Source organism: Undibacterium pigrum, assembly GCF_003201815.1.
Taxonomy (GTDB): Bacteria; Pseudomonadota; Gammaproteobacteria; order Burkholderiales; family Burkholderiaceae_D; genus Undibacterium; species Undibacterium pigrum.
In genome coordinates this window covers 28,566-47,223 of sequence record NZ_QJKB01000013.1, presented here as the reverse complement: position 1 = coordinate 47,223, position 18,658 = coordinate 28,566, and the positions used below count along the sequence as shown (strand labels likewise).

Here is an 18,658-nt window from a genome sequence, read left to right as displayed (position 1 = left end):
TAAAGGATAGGACGGTAGAGCGTGCTGGATTCTTGGGACCTGCTTACGATCTTACTGCGCGAGCGCAACAGAGTTCATGGGGGGCTCATGTGCTGCTCAAAATGCTCATGTACTCAAATACATTCCGCTTTTTGCGCTGCGTTTTTGTGGCCCTTGACCCTGCTGACGCACGCTCGCTACAGATCGTAAACAGGTTTCTGCTGCTCAGTTGAGCCCTGATCTTCGCACAAACAGCCTGGACGATGGATGAAAAAAAACCTGCGATGCTGATGCAGGCGCAGGTTTTTTTCATCTGTCACGCATATGCCATGATGAAAGCATCATGACCAGCTGGCTCAGCCCAGGTTTGCTGTTGCAAATTCCCAGTTGACCAGTGCCCAGAATGCTTCCAGGTATTTTGGACGTGCATTGCGGTAATCGATGTAGTAAGCGTGTTCCCACAGATCGCAAGTCAGCAATGGTGTGTCTTCTGTTGTCAGTGGTGTCGCTGCATTGGATGTGTTAACGATATCCAGAGAACCGTCAGCTTTTTTGACCAGCCATGTCCAGGAAGAACCGAAATTGCCTACGCAAGACTTGGTGAAGGCTTCCTTGAATGCATCGAAAGAACCCCATTTGGCATTGATAGCATCTGCCAGTTTGCCGCTTGGTGCGCCGCCGCCGTTAGGTTTCAGGCCATTCCAGTAAAAAGTGTGGTTCCAGATCTGTGCGGAGTTATTGAAAATGCCGCCAGAAGATTTCTTGGCGATTTCTTCCAGTGTGGAGTTTTCAAATTCTGTACCCTTGATCAGGTTGTTCAGATTGGTCACATAGGTTTGGTGGTGCTTGCCATAGTGGTATTCCAGCGTCTCTTGAGAGATATGCGGAGCCAAAGCATCCAGTGCATAGGGCAGTGCCGGTAAGGTATGTTCCATATCGCGTCCTTTTATCGTGAGTTTATCAATTCCGGCAATCCGGAAAAGCCAGACCAGCATTGTAAGCTGTTGTACAAAAGCTTGCACGCAAGCTGATGCAAATTACCAGCAATTACATGTATATGCGAAAAATGATGAGTTCGTAATGTAAGTCATGTTGCAACGAGGGCTGCAACATCAGTCCAGCTTGGTTTGCACACTGCTGATGCCAACTTCAGCCGTGCCGGATGCCAGCCTGACTTGCAGCAACGATTGTGGCTTAAGCTCGGCGGTATTGCGCAGGGCTTTGCCTTTGTGGTCGCTGAGGATGGCATAGCCACGTTCCAGCGTGCGTTGCGGGTTGAGCAGCTCCAGTTGGTTACGCAGGCCAGACAACTGTTGCAGATGCGCTTCCTGACGGTATCTGGATGCTTGCTGCAGGCGTCTTTGCATATCGGCCAGTAATAACCTGGGCCGGGTCAGGTCTGGTTTATGGGCTTGCCAGCTTTGTGTCAATTGCATCAGTTCATGCCTGGCCTGGCGCAAAGGCAGGCTGGCACTGTGGTTTAGATTGCGTGCCAGGTTCAGCAGTTGCAGGCGTCTGGCTGCAATCGCTGCCTTGGGGCTGAGCAGGCGGCGGCTTTGCCAGTCCAGGGTCTGGGCATGGTCATCCAGTTGCCTGTGCATGCAACGGCTGAGTATTTGTGCCTGGCGTTGCAAGAGCTGCAACCAGGCATCGCGAGGTGCGGCAGCCAGTTCTGCTGCGGCTGTCGGTGTCGCAGCACGCAAGTCAGCGGCAAAGTCAGCAATGGTAAAGTCAGTTTCATGGCCTATACCTGCAATGACAGGCATGGGACAGTTGACGATGGTACGGGCGACGACTTCTTCATTAAAGGCCCACAGGTCTTCCATGCTGCCACCACCGCGGCAGACCAGCAGGACATCGCATTCTTCACGGGCAGCAGCAGAGGCAATTGCCTGGGCGATTTTCATGCCCGCGCCTTCGCCCTGTACCGGTGTGGGGTAGAGAATGATATTGACATGGGGTGCGCGCCTGCGCAGGGCGATCAGGATATCGCGCAAGGCCGCTGCCTGCGGACTGGTGACTATGCCTATGGTTTTGACAAAGACTGGCAGGGGGCGCTTGCGTTCAGCGTCAAACAAGCCTTCCTGGGTCAATTGCGCCTTCAAGCGCAAGAATGCTTCATACAGATTGCCGACACCGGCACGGCGTATGGCTTCTACGCTTAACTGATAATCACCACGCGGTGCATATAAGGTAACCAGGGCACGTACTTCCACCTTGTCGCCTTCTTTTGGCTGGAAATCGGCATATTGCGCACGGCCACGAAACATCACAGATCTTACCTGTGCTCCACTGTCTTTCAAGGTGAAATACCAATGCCCAGATGCGGCGCGGGTAAAGTTGGAAATCTCGCCAGAAACCCAGGTCAATGGCAGGTTGCGTTCCAAAAGTTGAGCAACGGCCTGATTCAGCGCCGTAACTGTCATTACAGACGGCGTGTTTACTGGAGAATGGTAGGGCGATTCAGGATTCATAAAGCTTGGCGACGAAAAATCTGTCCACAGAAGCGTGGCGTGGTCACCAGCATGTCATTTTGCCTCTGAGATGTCAAAAGAAATGAAAGTTTACTATCTAAGTCTTTGATTTTTAATAAAAATCAATCTGCAAAAGAATGAGGCAAAATGAAAATTCCCTTTCAAATCAAGGACATTGCAGTACATCAAGCAGCTTGTGCACAAACTTATCCACAGAAATTGTGATTAAGCTGTTGAAAACTTTTGGACAGGCCTGGCTTAGCGCATTTGCCTAAAATAATGGCATGAGAGTAATTCTCAATAAAATCATATACTTAGCATATTTCCCTGCGCTTTTACACAAGCTTGTCCACATATTTTGTGCAGAATAAGAGCTTATTTGTAGAGTAAGTGATCAAAAATATAAAATTTCGATTGCAGTTGTGAATAAGCTGAGTTTGCCACTTTTTTAGGCGCGACTAAAATAACTAATAAAATCAGTAGCTTAGTAACATCCCCCATACTTTTTCACATAGTTGTCCACATATTTTGTGCAAAAGCCCTTGCACGAGGAGTTTTGTGCCCGCACATGATTGTCTTAAAGTTAATTTAACTGTGGAAAAAGTACAATTGTTCGCAAAAACCCACATTTGCCTGTTTTTCTGGCAGTGATACTTATTATTTGAAAATCAGTGACTTACAGCGTTTCTTTGCGGTAATACACAATCTTGTCCACATATTTTGTGCAAAACGCAGGGCTTTTTCTTCTGCAAAATTTTCTGATGAAATTTTGTGCAAAAATAGCTGAAATTACCGGCTTGCCTAAAATATTGGCAGCACAATAATTTTCTTTTAAATCAGTCACTTGTCATTATGTGCAAGACTTTTGCACATAGTTGTCCACAAATTATGTGTAGAAATGACGGGGCAAAAATTAGAAAAATGCTGTTTTATCCACAAAATCGCTGTGCTTAAATCTTTAGCATATCTGGAAAAATGAAATAAATCATGGACTTAGCTATATTCACTGGACTTATCCACAAGCTTGCGCACAGATTTTGTGTAAAACAGTGAATATTTTTAATCGCGATATTTGTTGTGAGCAGTGCAAACTTTATGCTTTTTGTAGAAAATTATACTTTGAAACATTTTGTGCCTAGTTTTTTGCTTTGCGCTCTTGCCCACAGGCAGACAACGCGCTACATTGCGGGCTTGGATTTAGGAACCTTCAAGGAGTTATTTTGTTCGCCATCATTCAAGCCGCAGGCTGGCCAATTTATTTTTTATTGATTGCCTCAGTTATTGCGCTGACATTAATCATAGAACGCAGCCTTTCTTTGCGTCGTAGCCGTATCTTGCCACCTACACTGGTTGACGAAGTCATCCGTGTTTATCAGGCTGGCAAAGTCAAGCCAGAAGTCATCGAGCAACTGGCAGGCAATTCGCCTCTGGGTAAAGTATTGGCAGCGGGTTTGCGCAATGTGAATGCGCCCCGTGAAGTCATGAAAGAATCCATAGAAGAAGCCGGTAGCGCAGTGGCGCATGACCTGGAGCGTTTCCTGACTACGCTGGGTACGATTGCATCCCTGGCACCTTTGATGGGCTTGTTTGGTACTGTTGTCGGTATGATAGAAATTTTCGGTTCACAAAACGCAACCGGTGCCAACCCTGCGCAACTGGCACACGGTATTTCTGTGGCCTTGTATAACACTGGCTTTGGTTTGATGATTGCCATGCCTGCGATGGTGTTCTGGCGTCATTTCCGCGCCCTGGTAGATAGCATCGTCGTCGATATGGAACAACAGGCAATCAAGTTTGTTGATGTTGTCCACAGCGCCAGGAAGTAGTCATGAATTTTCGTAAAGGAAGGGGCAGGGAAGAGCCAGAGATCAACCTGATCCCGTTTATCGACGTCTTGCTGGTGATCCTGATTTTCCTGATGGTGACAACGACGTATAGCCGTTTCACCGAATTGCAAATCACCTTGCCAACTGCAGATGCAGAAAAAGCCCAGGACAAACCAAATCAGATCGATATCGGTATTGATGCCCAGGGCCGTTACAAGATCAATAGTCAGGCCGTGTCTTTCCTCGATACCCTGACTCTGGCGGAAGATTTGAAAAAAGCGGCAGCTGCGCTGGAAGCTGGCAAGACCGGCACCCAGCCTGATCCAGTCATTATCATCAATGCAGACCGTGCTACAAGTCACCAGTCTGTGATTGATGTGCTGGAAGCGGCGCGTATTGCTGGCATGGCCAAGGTCACGTTTGCGGCCCAGGCTACAGCAAAGTAAGGGCATCATCTGACCAGTTCGTGAGCAGGAGACTGCCTCATTAATTGGCAAAGAAACCGGGGAGTGCGTAACTCCCCGGTTTCTTTTTGTAGAGAACTGCAATATGAAAACAAGAGAGTGACATGCGGGCAGTATTGGAAAAAGTCTTATTGAACACCTGGCAAAAGCGCGGGCTGCTGGCTTGCTTGCTGTGGCCAGTGTCCAGGTTATTCCAGCTTCTCGTCACCTTCCGTTTTGGCTTGTTCGTCATGGGTTATAAGGCCCAGACGAAATTGCCGGTGCCGGTTGTCGTGGTCGGCAATATCTTTATCGGCGGTACTGGCAAGACGCCACTGGTGATCTGGCTGGTGCAGCAATTAAAACAGGCGGGCTGGCATCCTGCCGTGATTTCCCGCGGTTATGGCGTGCATGCTGAGAGCGTTATTTTGCTTGATGCCATGTCGCAAGCGCAGCAAGTTGGTGATGAGCCTGTGCTGATCGCGGCGAGGGCACAATGCCCGGTCGCGGTTGGTCGTGACCGCGTTGCTGTGGCGACTTGCATACTGGCAGCCAATCCGCAAGTCGATGTCATCATCGCTGACGATGGTTTGCAGCATTACGCCCTTGGGCGAGATGTTGAACTTGTGCTGTTTGATCAGCGTGGTGCTGGGAATGGCTGGCTCTTGCCAGCCGGGCCTTTGCGTGAGCCTGTGGAAAGGCGGCGTGACTTTACTGTCTGTAACCTCGCGGGGCCGGATGCAGTATTGCCAGGCATGATGCCAGCCGATACGGTGCGCATGCATTTGCAAGCAGGGCAGGCATATCGTTTGTCTGACCGTTTGTCTGACGATAGGCAATGCAAGCCACTGGCCGGATTCTCAGGCCAGCGTTTGCTGGCAGCGGCAGGCATAGGCAATCCACAACGCTTTTTCGATATGCTGACCATGCAGGGTTTGCCATGCCAGACCAAAGCTTTTCCTGATCATCATGCCTTTGATGAACAGAGTTTTAAGGGGGTAGATGCTGATTGCATTCTGATTACTGAAAAGGATGCAGTAAAATGTAGGCAAATCCCGGCTTTACTGGACGATGCCCGCATCTGGGTAGTGCCAGTTGAAGCTCAACTTGATGCAGCTTTCGCGGCATCCCTGATACAAATGATTTCGGAGAAAAAGCATGGACGCACGTCTGCTTGATGTGTTGGTTTGTCCTTTGTGCAAAGGACCTTTGGTGCACCAAAAAGCCAGTCAGGAATTGATTTGCTATGGCGATAAACTGGCTTACCAGATACGCGACGATATCCCCATCATGTGGGCAGATCAGGCGCGTGCGCTGACAATGGAAGAAATTGACGCCAGACCCAAGGCTTAGTGTTTTATGAGTTTTATTGCCATCATTCCGGCCCGGCTGGCTTCCAGTCGTTTGCCAAATAAACCCCTGGCAGACATAGGCGGCAAGCCCATGGTGGTGCGCACGGCTGAACAGGCTTTATTGTCTGGTGCCAGCGCCATCATGGTGGCCACTGACCATGCCGATATTGTCGCTGCCTGCGAGGCCCATGGTGTCCCAGTGTGCATGACGCGGGCTGATCATCCTTCCGGTACCGACCGCATTGCCGAAGTCGCCGCCAGCATGAATCTGGCAGACGACGCCGTCATCGTCAATGTACAGGGCGATGAGCCCCTGATAGATCCTGCTCTGATCACAGCAACAGCAGCCCTGGTGAATGTGAACGTGCCTATGGCGACTGCAGCCCATCCCATTCATGCTGTAGAAGATGCTTTCAATCCCAATGTCGTCAAAGTGGTATTGGACAAGCATGGCCGCGCCCTGTATTTTTCGCGTGCCACCATACCGTGGCACAGGGATGGATTTGCCGTCAGCCGTGAACAATTCCCGCCAGCCTATGCGCCGCTGCGTCATATAGGTTTGTATGCTTACCGCAACGATTTCCTGAAAAAATATCCACAACTTGCTGTTTCCCCATTGGAACAAATTGAAGCACTGGAGCAATTAAGGGTTTTGTGGCATGGCTATGCGATTGCGGTTCATGTGACTGCTTCCAGCCCCGCACCGGGGGTGGATACAGCAGAAGATCTGGAGCGCGTCCGGCAGTTTTTTATGGATAAAAACTAAAAAAACAGGCAAATCCCCAAGTTTTCGTGGCAAAGCATCAAGAAATGCGAAAATTGTGGTAAGTTTCGTGAAAAGAAACTGTGTTATCAAGCTAAAAGAAGAAAAGCAAAAAAGAGCTGTGCCTGCAATGAAACAATGCTTGGCATGATTTGATAATACATACAGAAAAAATTCAAACTCGTCTTAGGAAATTTAACATGCGTCTTATTTTGTTGGGAGCGCCGGGAGCCGGCAAGGGTACACAAGCTACGTATATCAAAGAAAAATACAATATTCCTCAAATCTCTACTGGTGATATGTTGCGTGCCGCTATTGCTGCTGGCACGTCTTTGGGTCTGGAAGCAAAAAAAGTCATGGACACCGGTGGACTGGTATCAGATGACATCATCATCGGTCTAGTCAAGGACAGGCTGACTCAGCCGGACTGCGCCAATGGCTATCTGTTCGACGGTTTCCCACGTACCACGCCACAAGCCGATGCGATGAAAGATGCTGGCGTAACGATAGACTATGTACTGGAAATCAATGTGCCGGATGAAGCCATCATCGACCGCATGAGTGGCCGTCGCATTCACCCGGGTTCTGGCCGTACTTACCATGTCAAATACAATCCGCCAAAAGTTGAAGGCAAGGATGATGTGACAGGTGAAGAACTGGTACAACGTCCTGACGACAAGGAAGAAACCGTCAAGAAGCGTTTGTCTGTCTATCACGAGCAAACTGAAGTATTGCTGTCTTATTATGGCGACTGGGCCAAGTCTGGCCAGCCAGGCGCACCCAAGTATCGCAAGATAGCTGGCGTCGGACCGGTAGAGTCCATCCGCGACAGCGCATTTGCGGCGCTGTCCGAATAAGTAAGTAAAAAGCGGACTGTACTGTCCGCTTTTTTTATCGCTATCAAGTTACCAAGCTAGCAAGCTATTAAGTACGGCTAAGCCCCAGCCAGATTTCTCCAAAAATATGGGCTACGTAAAAGTTTCGCAGTGTGCAGGATTCATTTTTGTCATTTGATGCAAGGTAGTCTGGCATCAAAGTCTGGAAAATGAAGAATTGTCGTTGTTTCACTTTGTCGTTAAAAAAATGCATGTGCCAACAAGGCCAACATGCCTATAACATTGGAGGAGTCAACATGACAGCAAGTCTTTGGTTTGTCATTGCATGTGGAGTCATTGCCGTACTATATGGTTTGATATCGCGTAGCTGGATCCTGAAACAGGATGCTGGCAATGCGCGTATGCAGGAAATTGCCGCAGCCATTCAACAGGGCGCTGCCGCTTATCTGGCGCGACAGTACCGCACCATTGCCATCGTTGGCGTGGTGCTGTTCATCGTCGTCGCCGCAATCCCTGGTCTTGGTCTGATTACTGCCATCGGTTTCCTGATCGGTGCGGTGCTGTCAGGTGCCTGCGGCTTCATTGGCATGAATGTCTCGGTAAGGGCCAATGTCAGGACTGCACAGGCTGCGACCAAGGGCATGAATGAAGCACTCGACGTAGCCTTCCGCGGTGGCGCTATTACCGGCATGCTGGTGGTAGGCCTGGGTTTGCTGGGCGTGACTATCTTTTATTGGGTATTGGTTTGCGGTGCTACTGGCGGTAAGCTGACACAGCATGATGTCATCAAGCCCCTTATCGGTCTGGCTTTTGGTGCATCGTTGATTTCCATCTTTGCCCGTCTTGGTGGCGGTATCTTTACCAAGGGTGCGGACGTTGGCGCCGATCTGGTTGGTAAAGTCGAAGCCGGTATCCCGGAAGATGACCCGCGTAACCCGGCCGTGATTGCCGACAATGTCGGTGACAATGTCGGTGACTGCGCAGGCATGGCCGCTGACCTGTTTGAAACCTATGTAGTGACCCTGATTGCCACCATGTTGCTGGGGGCGCTGGTGATCACCAGCGATGTCACTGCTGCCATTGTTTATCCGCTGTTGCTGGGCGCAGTCTCCATCCTGGCTTCCATCGTTGGTTGCTCCATGGTGAAAGCCAAGCCAGGCAAGAAAATCATGTCTGCTCTGTACACAGGTTTGTGGTGGGCTGCCGGTTTGTCGCTGATAGGGTTTGCGGTCGTGACCTGGCAAGTCTGGCCTGATGAAGCCATGCGCATGAAGATGATGGGTTCAGCCCTGGTGGGTATCGTGCTCACTGGCCTGATGGTCTATATCACTGAATATTACACTGGCACAGACTTCGCACCCGTGCAACATGTGGCACAGGCATCGACTACTGGTCATGGCACCAACATCATTGCCGGTCTGGGGGTGTCGATGAAATCGACGGCCTGGCCAGTACTGGCTGTGTGCGTCGCCATCCTGGTTTCCTATCATCTTGCCGGCTTGTATGGCATCGCGATTGCGGCAACTTCCATGCTGTCCATGGCTGGCATTATCGTCGCGCTCGATGCCTATGGACCTATCACAGACAATGCCGGTGGTATTGCAGAGATGTCGGAAATGCCTGCATCTGTACGGGCCATTACTGATCCTCTGGATGCCGTTGGTAATACCACCAAGGCAGTCACCAAAGGTTATGCAATTGGCTCCGCAGGTCTGGCTGCACTGGTACTGTTTGCTGATTACACCCACGCACTGGATTCTGTCGGCAAGAGTACATCGTTTGACCTGTCCAATCCGCAAGTCATTGTCGGCCTGTTCATCGGCGGCCTGATTCCTTACTTGTTCGGTGCGATGGCGATGGAAGCTGTGGGTCGTGCTGCCGGTGCCGTGGTGGTCGAAGTGCGCCGTCAGTTCAAAGAGATCAAGGGCATCATGGACGGTACGGGCAAGCCTGAGTATGACAAGGCTGTCGATATGCTGACGACCTCTGCCATCAAGGAAATGATCATTCCTTCACTTTTGCCTGTTATCGTACCCATCGTGGTTGGCTTGTTGCTGGGGCCAGCAGCACTGGGTGGTTTGTTGATGGGGACTATCGTGACTGGTTTGTTTGTCGCCATTTCCATGACTACCGGCGGTGGTGCCTGGGACAATGCCAAGAAATATATAGAAGATGGTCATTTTGGTGGCAAGGGTTCGGAAGCACACAAGGCTGCTGTAACTGGCGATACTGTCGGTGACCCCTACAAGGACACGGCTGGCCCCGCAGTCAACCCGCTCATCAAGATTATCAATATCGTGGCACTATTGCTGGTGCCCTTGCTGCCAGCAGCAGGACCGACAAGCGCAGCCGGTAGTCATCTTAGCCAGCCTGTACAGACTGCTGCTCCGCCAGCATCAGCATCCTCTGCCTCAGCCAAAGTTGCCGCACCCGTCGCATCTGCAGTGTCAAGTCCGGCAGAGGTGCCACCGCCTCCGGCCATGGCTGATCCGGCATCTGCTACTTCGTCCACGTCGGCCAGCAAATAAGCAGCAGCCTGTCTGAAAGAAAGTAATACAGAAGTGGCAGCGAATATATATCGCTGCCACTTTTTTATTTTTGCCCGGACATGAATATTCGCTACAATAGAAGGATGTGACGTTTACGTAAACGTCATAGCGTAATGATGTAGTGACGTAATAGTGGGGTAGGTAATGCCACCCTTACAATCCGATTAATGTGCTTATAGACAATAGCTTGGAGAGACAAACATGCAAATTCAAAATCATGTATTTATTATTACTGGCGGTGCTTCCGGTCTGGGCGCAGCTACTGCAAAAATGATCGTTGCCAATGGCGGCAAGGTCGTGCTGGCTGATGTGCAGGTAGAAGCAGGTGAGGCGCTGGCCGCTGAGCTGGGTGGCAAGTTTGTCAAATGCGATGTGACTGCCGAGGCCGATGGCAAAGCAGTCGTCGAGGCGGCAGCTTCTCTGGGTACTCTGCGCGGCCTGGTCAATTGCGCCGGTGTTGCTCCTGCCATCAAGACAGTGGGCAAAGATGGCCCGCATCCACTGGATGTATTCCAGCGCGTGGTCAATATCAACCTCATCGGTACTTTCAATATGTGCCGTCTGGCAGCAGATGCCATGGGCAAGACAGAAGCTGCGGAACATGGTGAACGCGGCGTCATCATCAATACAGCATCGGTTGCTGCTTATGATGGCCAGATTGGTCAGGCAGCTTATGCATCCTCCAAGGCTGCAGTGGTTGGCCTGACTTTGCCTATGGCACGTGATCTGTCACGCAGCGGCATCCGCGTCATGACGATTGCGCCTGGCATTTTTGAAACACCCATGCTACTGGGCATGCCGCAAGAAGTGCAGGATGCGCTGGGCAAGATGGTGCCGTTTCCTCCTCGCCTGGGCAAACCGGATGAGTATGCGAATCTGGCCAAGTCGATTATTGAGAATGTGATGTTGAATGGGGAAACTATCCGCTTAGACGGAGCCATACGCATGCAACCCAAGTGAAGTGTTGATAAAGCTACTGCGCGACCTTATTTTTAGCCTGCGATGCTCACCGTACTAAAGTACGGTTGCGCTTCTTAACTAAAACTAAGGCCGCTCGCTACGCTTTCTCAACGCTTCACGCGCCTCAGTATGTTGAGAGCAGAACATGCGATTCAGGATGGTTGTTGTATTTGCAGAGCATGATTCTTTCACTGTGCCGTGCAGCATGACAAATTGCTAGGGGGCTACTACACTAGGGCAAATCTGGATTTGCCCTTTTTTTATGCCTACACAAACGAGTAATAATGCGGGAACAGGATTGATCTTGACTGGCGGTGGGGCGCGTGCGGCCTATCAGGTTGGTGTGCTTCATGAAATCTCGGCGATACTGGTGGAGTCTGGCTGGCATCCTGCCAGCAATCCTTTTGGCATTATCTGCGGTACTTCGGCTGGGGCGATCAATGCCACCTCGCTCGCTTGTGGCGCTGATAATTTTGCTGATGCAGTCGGGCGCATGCTGCATATCTGGGAAAATTTCGAAGCGGCGCAAGTGTACCGGGCGGATTCTCTGGGGGTCATGCGTAGTGGCGCACGCTGGCTAACGCTGTGGTCATTTGGCTGGCTGCTGAATAAATGGCGCAAGGCGCCACCCAACTCATTGCTTGATAATTCTCCGCTGGAAGCACTGCTGACCCGCATGCTGGACTTGAGTAGTCTGGATGCTGCATTCAGCAATGGCAGCCTGCATGCACTGGCAGTCACGGCATCTTCTTATACCGCTGGCCAGCATCTGACCTTTTACCAGACCCTGGCGGATATTGAGCCCTGGGTCAGGAGCCAGCGCCTTGCGCAGCGTGATTTTATTGGTGTCCAACATTTGCTGGCATCCGCTGCCATCCCTTTTATCTTTCCGGCCGTGCCACTGAACTGGGGCGGGCGTATGGAGTATTGCGGTGATGGTTCCATGCGCCAGCTCGCACCCATCTCACCAGCCATTCATCTGGGAGCACAAAAAGTCTTGATCGTAGGCGCAGGGCGCTTGACTGAGCCACCCAGCGTCAATACCGAGACGGCCAGATACCCCAGTCTGGCGCAAATTGCCGGTCATGCCTTGTCCAGCATTTTCCTTGACAGCCTGGCTGTGGATATAGAGAGGCTGATGCGCATCAACAAGACCTTGTCCATGCTGCCGCCAGAGTTGCTGGAAAAAACACCATTGCGGCCAGTGGACTTGCTGGTCATTGCGCCATCTGAGCGCCTGGATGAAATTGCCAGCCGTCATACCAATAGCCTGCCTTTGCCTGTGCGCACCATGCTGGGTGGCATAGGCGCGACCGAGGCACGTGGGTCGGCACTGGCTTCTTATCTGTTGTTTGAATCTACCTATACCAAGGAATTAATCGCTCTTGGGCGGCGCGATACCCGTGCCAGAATGGATGATGTCCTGCATTTCTTTGGCGTTGATACGGCGGTGCGACCTGCCTGATGCTCAGGAATTATTGCTGGATAGCATCTTTGTTGTGAATGAAACAGCTAGCTGACTTGCTACATTGTAACATCTGCAACAGTGGTTGATTCATCATCGACAAACCGTTAATCTATGCCCTGTTCAAGCATGTGCGGATAGACAAAATAATGATAAATCCAACATTTTTCAAAAAATGGCTGGTATTCCTGGCGCTTGCTTTTCTGGCTGTAAGCAGTTTTGCCAAAGACACTAATAATCTGGGCAAGATTGCTGTTACCGAATTGCCTAAAGAAGCACAAACTACCTTGAAACTGATCAAGCAGGGCGGGCCATTTCCTTATGACAAGGATGGTGTGGTGTTCGGTAATTATGAATCCAGATTACCGAAGCAAAAGCGTGGTTATTATCATGAGTATACAGTGAAAACACCGCGCGCCCGTAATCGTGGCGTGCGCCGCATTATTGCCGGAGCAGACCCTCAGACTTCAGGTGAATACTATTACACCGAAGACCACTATGAGAGTTTTCGCAGGATTAAAGAATAGATCTTAAAGAGTAAATTATTAAAGAGTAAATATGATCTCAGCAATCGAGGGGGAAATGGATTTATTGGCAACGGTGCCGTCAAACCTGGTGCAATCCATACGGGCTTTTCGCGTTCAGGATTTGCAGGCTGAGGCGAACAAGCTCGGCCAGCATTTCCTGTATGCCTATTGCCTGGAAGCGGCCACCAAACAGCAGGTGGTGGGCAAGATCGCCCTGTCTTTTGGCTTCCCCAAACCCATGTGCCGCAATCTGGATGCCTTGTCAGACTGCCTGACCGACATGATTTATAAGGCAGGGCCACAGCCCGGCTTTCTGATTGTGCTTGAGCAATTGCCAAATACGCAAAAATTTGACAAGGAAGCGCGTGAAACCCTGCTCGACGTTTTCCGCGACGCGGCAGATTTCTGGGCGGACAGAAAAGTCGCTTTCCGCGTGTTTTACTCTTTCGAATAGTATTTCGATGGTGTTTTAATAGTCTGTATAATAGGTGCCGGTAAGTAATTATCGGCATTTTTATTTGGGGCTAGACCCCTGTCAGCGGTACAATGCCGCCATGAAAAAGATTGTTATCCTCATTTCTGGTCGTGGCAGCAATATGCAAGCCATCGTTGAAGCCGCTGCAAAGCAGCAATGGCCTGCGCAAATCGCGGCTGTCATCAGTAACCGTGCTGATGCTGGTGGTCTGGAATATGCCGCCAGTCGCGGTATTCCAACTGCAGTCGTAGTCAGCAAGCAATTTGCCACGCGTGAGGCATTTGATGCCGCATTGCAGGCAAAGATAGATGAATTTACCCCTGATCTGGTGGTTTTGGCTGGTTTCATGCGCATACTGACGGCAGGGTTTGTCGAGCATTATGCGGGCAGGATGTTGAATATCCATCCATCCCTGTTACCTAGTTTTGTCGGTCTGGCAACGCATCAGCAGGCGATTGATGCTGGTGTCAAAGTGCATGGCGTCACCGTGCATTTTGTGACTGCCGAACTGGATCATGGCCCTATCGTCGCCCAGGCAGTCGTGCCTGTGCTTGGCGATGATACCGAAGACACGCTGTCACACCGCGTACTTGAACAAGAACATCAGATTTATCCGCGCGCCGTATTGCAATTTGTCGAAGGTAAATTGCGTATCGATGGCAACCGTGTTCATATCAGTAACTGATAAGCCAGGTTAGCCAGCATCAGTAAAACCGCTCAAGCGGTTTTTATCCGTATTACATAGTAAAAATAGTAACAAGGCCCGTCCGGGCCATATCAGCATATTAGAAGGAAGCAGCATGAGATTACCTCCAGCCATACTCGTCAATACCGAAGAAGTATTACGTGAGATTTTGCGTTTTACCGGCCCGGCAGATGGCACTTTGTCGCGTTATTTCCGTGATCACCCACGCCTGGGCTCACGTGAACGTGGCGTGGTTGCGGAGGCTGTCTATGGATTGCTGCGCAATAAAGCGGTCTACACCAATTTTTCTGAGTCTGGCATAGGTTCACCTATGCGCCGCCTCAGCCTGCTGGGCCTGGCTGATGCGGTTGGTGTCGATTCCCTGGGTGGTTTGACGGAAGATGAAACCGCCTGGCTGCAACGCGTCATGGAAATTGACCGCACGCACCTGCCTTTGATGATGAAGGCCAATTTGCCAGAATGGCTGTGGACAAAATTGCTGGAGCGCTTTGGTGAAGAAGATGCCCTGGCACTGGCCATGTCGCTCAACACTCCGGCACCGCTGGATTTGCGCGTCAACACTATCAAAGGTGATCGCGAAACCGTCATCACGACATTGGCACAGGCTCCTATCATCGCCGAGCCTACACCGTATTCAAGCACGGGTTTGCGCGTACGCAAAAAACCATCCATCCAGAATCTGCCTTTGTTTAAAGACGGCACGATAGAAGTGCAGGATGAAGGCAGTCAGTTGCTGGCCCAGTTGGTTGGTGCCAAGCGCGGTGAAATGGTGGCGGATTTCTGCGCCGGTGCTGGTGGTAAGACCCTGGCGCTGGGCGCATTGATGCGTAACACTGGCCGTTTGTACGCTTTTGATATTTCTGAAAAACGCCTGGCCAAACTGAAGCCACGTATGGCGCGCAGTGGCTTGTCGAATGTACATCCTGTCGTCATCGCGCATGAAAAAGATGCCAAGATCAAACGTCTGGCAGGCAAGCTGGACCGCGTACTGGTCGATGCTCCTTGCAGCGGACTGGGTACCTTGCGCCGCAATCCTGATGTCAAATGGCGTCAGACACCAGAAGGCGTGGCAGAGTTGAATGTCAAACAGGCTTCCATCCTGGCCAGTGCTGCGCGCATGGTGAAACCGGGTGGTCGTCTGGTATATGCAACCTGCAGTATTCTCGATGAAGAAAATGAAGGCATAGTCCAGGCATTCCTGGCTGAGCATGCAGACTATGCACTGGTGCCAGCTTCACAAGTGTTGGCTGAACAAAAAGTGGATCTGGAAATGGGTGACTATCTGAAGCTATACCCGCATCTGCACCAGACTGATGGTTTCTTTGCCGCGATACTGGAACGCAAAAAAGCGCCAGCCAAAGTTGTTGTGGAAGAAGTCGCTACAGAAGCCGAAGAAGATTAATTCTGGCGCTGACCTGAGCTGAAGACCAACTTTTATTTCCTTATCCACGAGTACGCACTATAAGTACCCCCTATGAGTACGCCCTTACTTGCCAGTTTATTGTCTGACTTATCGAAGGATTTAGGACAGCCGGATTTTTACTGGCAAATAGGGGCAGTCGCCTTGTGCTTTAGCCTGGCATGGGTCTTGTCGCGTGCGCTCAGGCGCAGCTTCAGCACTACTGACGCTAATTCTGGCGTCGTCAGGCTGGGTGTGGAAAGTTTTACCCGCGTGCTTTCGCCCGCGCTGGCCCTGATTTTTATTCTGATTGCAAAAATGATTTTAGGTAAATGGCAGCATACGCATTTGCTGTCCTTGCTATTTCCGATTATTGGCTCGCTGGCCCTGATACGCTTTGGTTTCTATGTGGTGCGCCAGACCTTTGCCCGCAATGGTTCCATCGGTAATTTCCTCGCTGTATTTGAAAAACTGTTCGCCGGCCTGGTCTGGCTGGGCGTGGTATTGCATTTCACCGGCTTGGGCCAGGAGTTGTATACCGGGCTGGATGAGGTATTTTTACCAATAGGTAAAAACAAGGTATCCATACTGACCATACTCCAGGCGGTGGCTTCGGTTGTCGTGACCCTGGTTGTCGCCATGTGGGCCAGTGCAGCTCTGGAAACGCGTTTGATGCTCTTGCCAAATGCGCACACTTCCCTGAAAGTTGTATTGTCCCGTGTCGGCAGGGCTGTGCTGATCTTGCTGGCCATTCTTATCAGTCTGACCCTGGTTGGCATAGACCTGACAGTATTGTCGGTATTTGGTGGCGCCCTTGGTGTAGGTCTGGGCTTTGGCTTGCAAAAAATTACCAGCAGCTATGTGTCTGGTTTCATCATCCTGCTTGATCGCAGCATGTCCATAGGCGATATGATCACGGTCGATAAATTCAGTGGCCGGGTTACCCAGATCAATACCCGTTATACAGTGTTGCAGGGCCAGGACGGTGGGGAAGCCGTCATCCCGAATGAGATGCTGGTATCTTCGCCAGTGCAAAATTATTCTTTGAGCGACCGTACGGTGGCAATGTGGACAGATTTGACTGTCGGCTACGAGACTGACCTGAACACGGTACTGCCTTTGCTCGGCCAGGCTGCAGCGACAGTAGAACGCGTTTGCGCCGACCCGGCACCATCAGCTTATTTATTGAAATTTGGCACAGATGGTTTTGATTTGCGGGTAGGCTTCTGGATATCTGATCCTGAAAACGGCCGCTCCAGCGTCATGTCTGCGGTCAACCTCGCTTTGTGGCAGGTTTTACAAGAGCAAAAGGTGAATTTACCCTACGCGAACAGGGTTGTGACCTTAATTAACAGTCCAGCTAAAGAAACTTGAAGCCAGGCAATAATTTTAGTTCTAAAATTGGTGGAAATCCTCTAAAACCGCGTACAATGCCGTCCGAAGTCTATAATGAACACAGTTGATAGCGTATTTGCGAAATCAACCAAGATGCCGTCAATAACAATGGAGTACATGTCATTTTGAGCACTTTTATCGATACCGCTGTTGATTTTCTGTCCAATGGCCTGACCCGTGCCACTGGCTGGCAAGTCTTTATCTTCACGATGGTCGTGACACATATCACGATTGCCAGCGTGACCATTTTCCTGCACCGCTGCCAGGCGCATCGTGCCCTGGAATTGCATGCCATCCCCAGCCATTTTTTCCGTTTCTGGTTGTGGCTGACAACTGGCCAGGTCACCAAGGAATGGGCTGCCATCCATCGCAAGCACCATGCTAAATGCGAAACAGAAGAAGATCCGCATAGCCCGGTGACCCGTGGTATCAAAAAAGTTTTGTTTGAAGGCGCTGAGCTGTATCGCGCAGAATGCAAAAACATGGAAACCATGGAGAAATATGGCCATGGCACACCCGATGACTGGATGGAGCGCAATGTCTATACCCGCTTTAGCTGGCAGGGCGTAGCACTGATGCTGATTATTGACCTCATGCTGTTCGGCGTGATTGGCGCAACAGTCTGGGCTGTGCAAATGGCGTGGATACCAATTACCGCTGCTGGCATCATCAATGGCATAGGTCACTACTGGGGTTATCGCAATTATGATTGCACCGATGCCTCGCGCAATATCCTGCCGATTGGTATCTTGATTGGTGGCGAAGAGCTGCATAACAATCACCACACATTTGGTACATCAGCCAAGCTGTCATCCAAATGGTATGAGTTCGATATAGGCTGGATGTACATCCGCTGTATGGAAATTGTCGGTCTGGCCAAGGTCAAGAAAGTGGCACCAGAACCCAAGTTCAAGGAAATCAAGGCTGTCGTCGACCTGGAAACCCTGCAGGCTGTCATTACCAATCGTTACGATGTAATGGCAAAATACACAAAATCCCTGCGTCGTACCTGGCGTGATGAAGTGGCAAACCTGCGTGAAAAAGCCATGTTTGAAGCGCAGATGTTGAAATCAACGAAGAAATTGCTGCAACGTGAACCTACCAAACTGGAAGCCCCGCAGCAACAGCAATTGTCTGAAGTGCTGGCCCATAGCCGCGCCCTGAAGACTATGCATGACATGCGTGTGGAACTGGGCCTGATCTGGGAACGTTCTACAGTCAGTCGCGAGCAACTGGTACAGCAATTGCAGGACTGGTGTGTGCGTGCCGAGGCATCTGGCATCCAGACCTTGCGTGAATTCTCGCTGAGATTACGGACTTACGCTTAAGACTGATTTGTTTCTAAAAAAACGGTGCTGATGCGCCGTTTTTTTTATGCGCTTTTACAATTTCTCAGTTACACAGTTACGTGTGATGGTTAACAATTGTGGCAGCGTAAGGAAAGTTGCTATCCAGCTTAACTAAGTGTTTTCGCCTCGCATATTTGTTGATACAGTAAAGCTGTGCCAT

Annotated in this window: 16 protein-coding genes and 1 pseudogene; 15 read left to right on the top strand and 2 right to left on the bottom strand. The window is 50.5% G+C overall.

The features are described from left to right. Positions 1-335: 335 nt before the first annotated feature. A complete protein-coding gene (gene sodB / locus DFR42_RS24900) occupies positions 336-914 on the bottom strand; it encodes a superoxide dismutase [Fe] (RefSeq protein WP_110257806.1) in 579 nt (192 codons plus the stop codon). A 177-nt stretch (positions 915-1,091) separates the two neighbouring features. Beyond that, positions 1,092-2,453, bottom strand: a complete 1,362-nt coding sequence (xseA, locus tag DFR42_RS24895; protein ID WP_110257770.1) for an exodeoxyribonuclease VII large subunit — start codon at positions 2,451-2,453, stop codon at positions 1,092-1,094. 1,220 nt (positions 2,454-3,673) lie between these two features. Here xseA and DFR42_RS24890 point away from each other — a divergent pair. From DFR42_RS24890 to DFR42_RS24820, 15 genes and pseudogenes are all read left to right on the top strand, one after another. Next, positions 3,674-4,279 carry a MotA/TolQ/ExbB proton channel family protein gene (locus tag DFR42_RS24890; protein ID WP_110257769.1) on the top strand — a complete coding sequence of 202 codons (606 nt, stop codon included), beginning with the start codon at positions 3,674-3,676 and terminating at the stop codon, positions 4,277-4,279. A gap of 2 nt (positions 4,280-4,281) precedes the next feature. Further along, positions 4,282-4,725: an ExbD/TolR family protein gene (locus DFR42_RS24885; protein ID WP_110257768.1), complete on the top strand. Its 444-nt coding sequence runs from the start codon at positions 4,282-4,284 to the stop codon at positions 4,723-4,725. 122 nt (positions 4,726-4,847) lie between these two features. Beyond that, positions 4,848-5,900 carry a tetraacyldisaccharide 4'-kinase gene (gene lpxK, locus DFR42_RS24880; protein ID WP_110257767.1) on the top strand — a complete coding sequence of 351 codons (1,053 nt, stop codon included), beginning with the start codon at positions 4,848-4,850 and terminating at the stop codon, positions 5,898-5,900. Further along, on the top strand, positions 5,881-6,075 hold the full coding sequence (locus DFR42_RS24875; protein ID WP_110257766.1) for a Trm112 family protein: 195 nt from the start codon (positions 5,881-5,883) through the stop codon (positions 6,073-6,075). Before lpxK ends, DFR42_RS24875 begins: the two co-directional genes overlap by 20 nt. A gap of 6 nt (positions 6,076-6,081) precedes the next feature. Continuing rightward, positions 6,082-6,840, top strand: a complete 759-nt coding sequence (kdsB, locus tag DFR42_RS24870; RefSeq protein WP_110257765.1) for a 3-deoxy-manno-octulosonate cytidylyltransferase — start codon at positions 6,082-6,084, stop codon at positions 6,838-6,840. 197 nt (positions 6,841-7,037) lie between these two features. After that, the gene (gene adk, locus DFR42_RS24865; protein ID WP_110257764.1) at positions 7,038-7,694 is read left to right on the top strand and encodes an adenylate kinase; all 657 of its coding nucleotides are present in this window, start codon (positions 7,038-7,040) and stop codon (positions 7,692-7,694) included. Positions 7,695-7,969: 275 nt separating this feature from the next. Then, positions 7,970-10,201 (top strand): sodium-translocating pyrophosphatase, encoded by a 2,232-nt coding sequence (locus DFR42_RS24860; RefSeq protein WP_110257763.1) that lies wholly within the window; start codon positions 7,970-7,972, stop codon positions 10,199-10,201. A gap of 222 nt (positions 10,202-10,423) precedes the next feature. Then, a complete protein-coding gene (locus DFR42_RS24855; RefSeq protein WP_110257762.1) occupies positions 10,424-11,182 on the top strand; it encodes a 3-hydroxyacyl-CoA dehydrogenase in 759 nt (252 codons plus the stop codon). A 262-nt stretch (positions 11,183-11,444) separates the two neighbouring features. Then, positions 11,445-12,647 carry a patatin-like phospholipase family protein gene (locus DFR42_RS24850; protein ID WP_110257761.1) on the top strand — a complete coding sequence of 401 codons (1,203 nt, stop codon included), beginning with the start codon at positions 11,445-11,447 and terminating at the stop codon, positions 12,645-12,647. A gap of 152 nt (positions 12,648-12,799) precedes the next feature. Then, positions 12,800-13,174, top strand: coding sequence for a guanyl-specific ribonuclease (locus DFR42_RS24845; protein WP_425450905.1), 375 nt, complete (start codon positions 12,800-12,802; stop codon positions 13,172-13,174). A gap of 34 nt (positions 13,175-13,208) precedes the next feature. Then, positions 13,209-13,628, top strand: a pseudogene (locus tag DFR42_RS24840) (barstar family protein); the annotation flags it as partial. Between the two features lie 100 nt (positions 13,629-13,728). Continuing rightward, on the top strand, positions 13,729-14,334 hold the full coding sequence (purN, locus tag DFR42_RS24835; protein WP_110257758.1) for a phosphoribosylglycinamide formyltransferase: 606 nt from the start codon (positions 13,729-13,731) through the stop codon (positions 14,332-14,334). Positions 14,335-14,449: 115 nt separating this feature from the next. Further along, positions 14,450-15,757, top strand: a complete 1,308-nt coding sequence (locus DFR42_RS24830) for an RsmB/NOP family class I SAM-dependent RNA methyltransferase (protein WP_110257757.1) — start codon at positions 14,450-14,452, stop codon at positions 15,755-15,757. A gap of 72 nt (positions 15,758-15,829) precedes the next feature. Next, positions 15,830-17,128 (top strand): mechanosensitive ion channel family protein, encoded by a 1,299-nt coding sequence (locus DFR42_RS24825; RefSeq protein ID WP_110257756.1) that lies wholly within the window; start codon positions 15,830-15,832, stop codon positions 17,126-17,128. Positions 17,129-17,274: 146 nt separating this feature from the next. Further along, entirely contained in the window at positions 17,275-18,477 is a 1,203-nt protein-coding gene (locus tag DFR42_RS24820; protein ID WP_110257755.1) for a DesA family fatty acid desaturase, read from the top strand. The last annotated feature ends 181 nt before the right edge of the window (positions 18,478-18,658 follow it).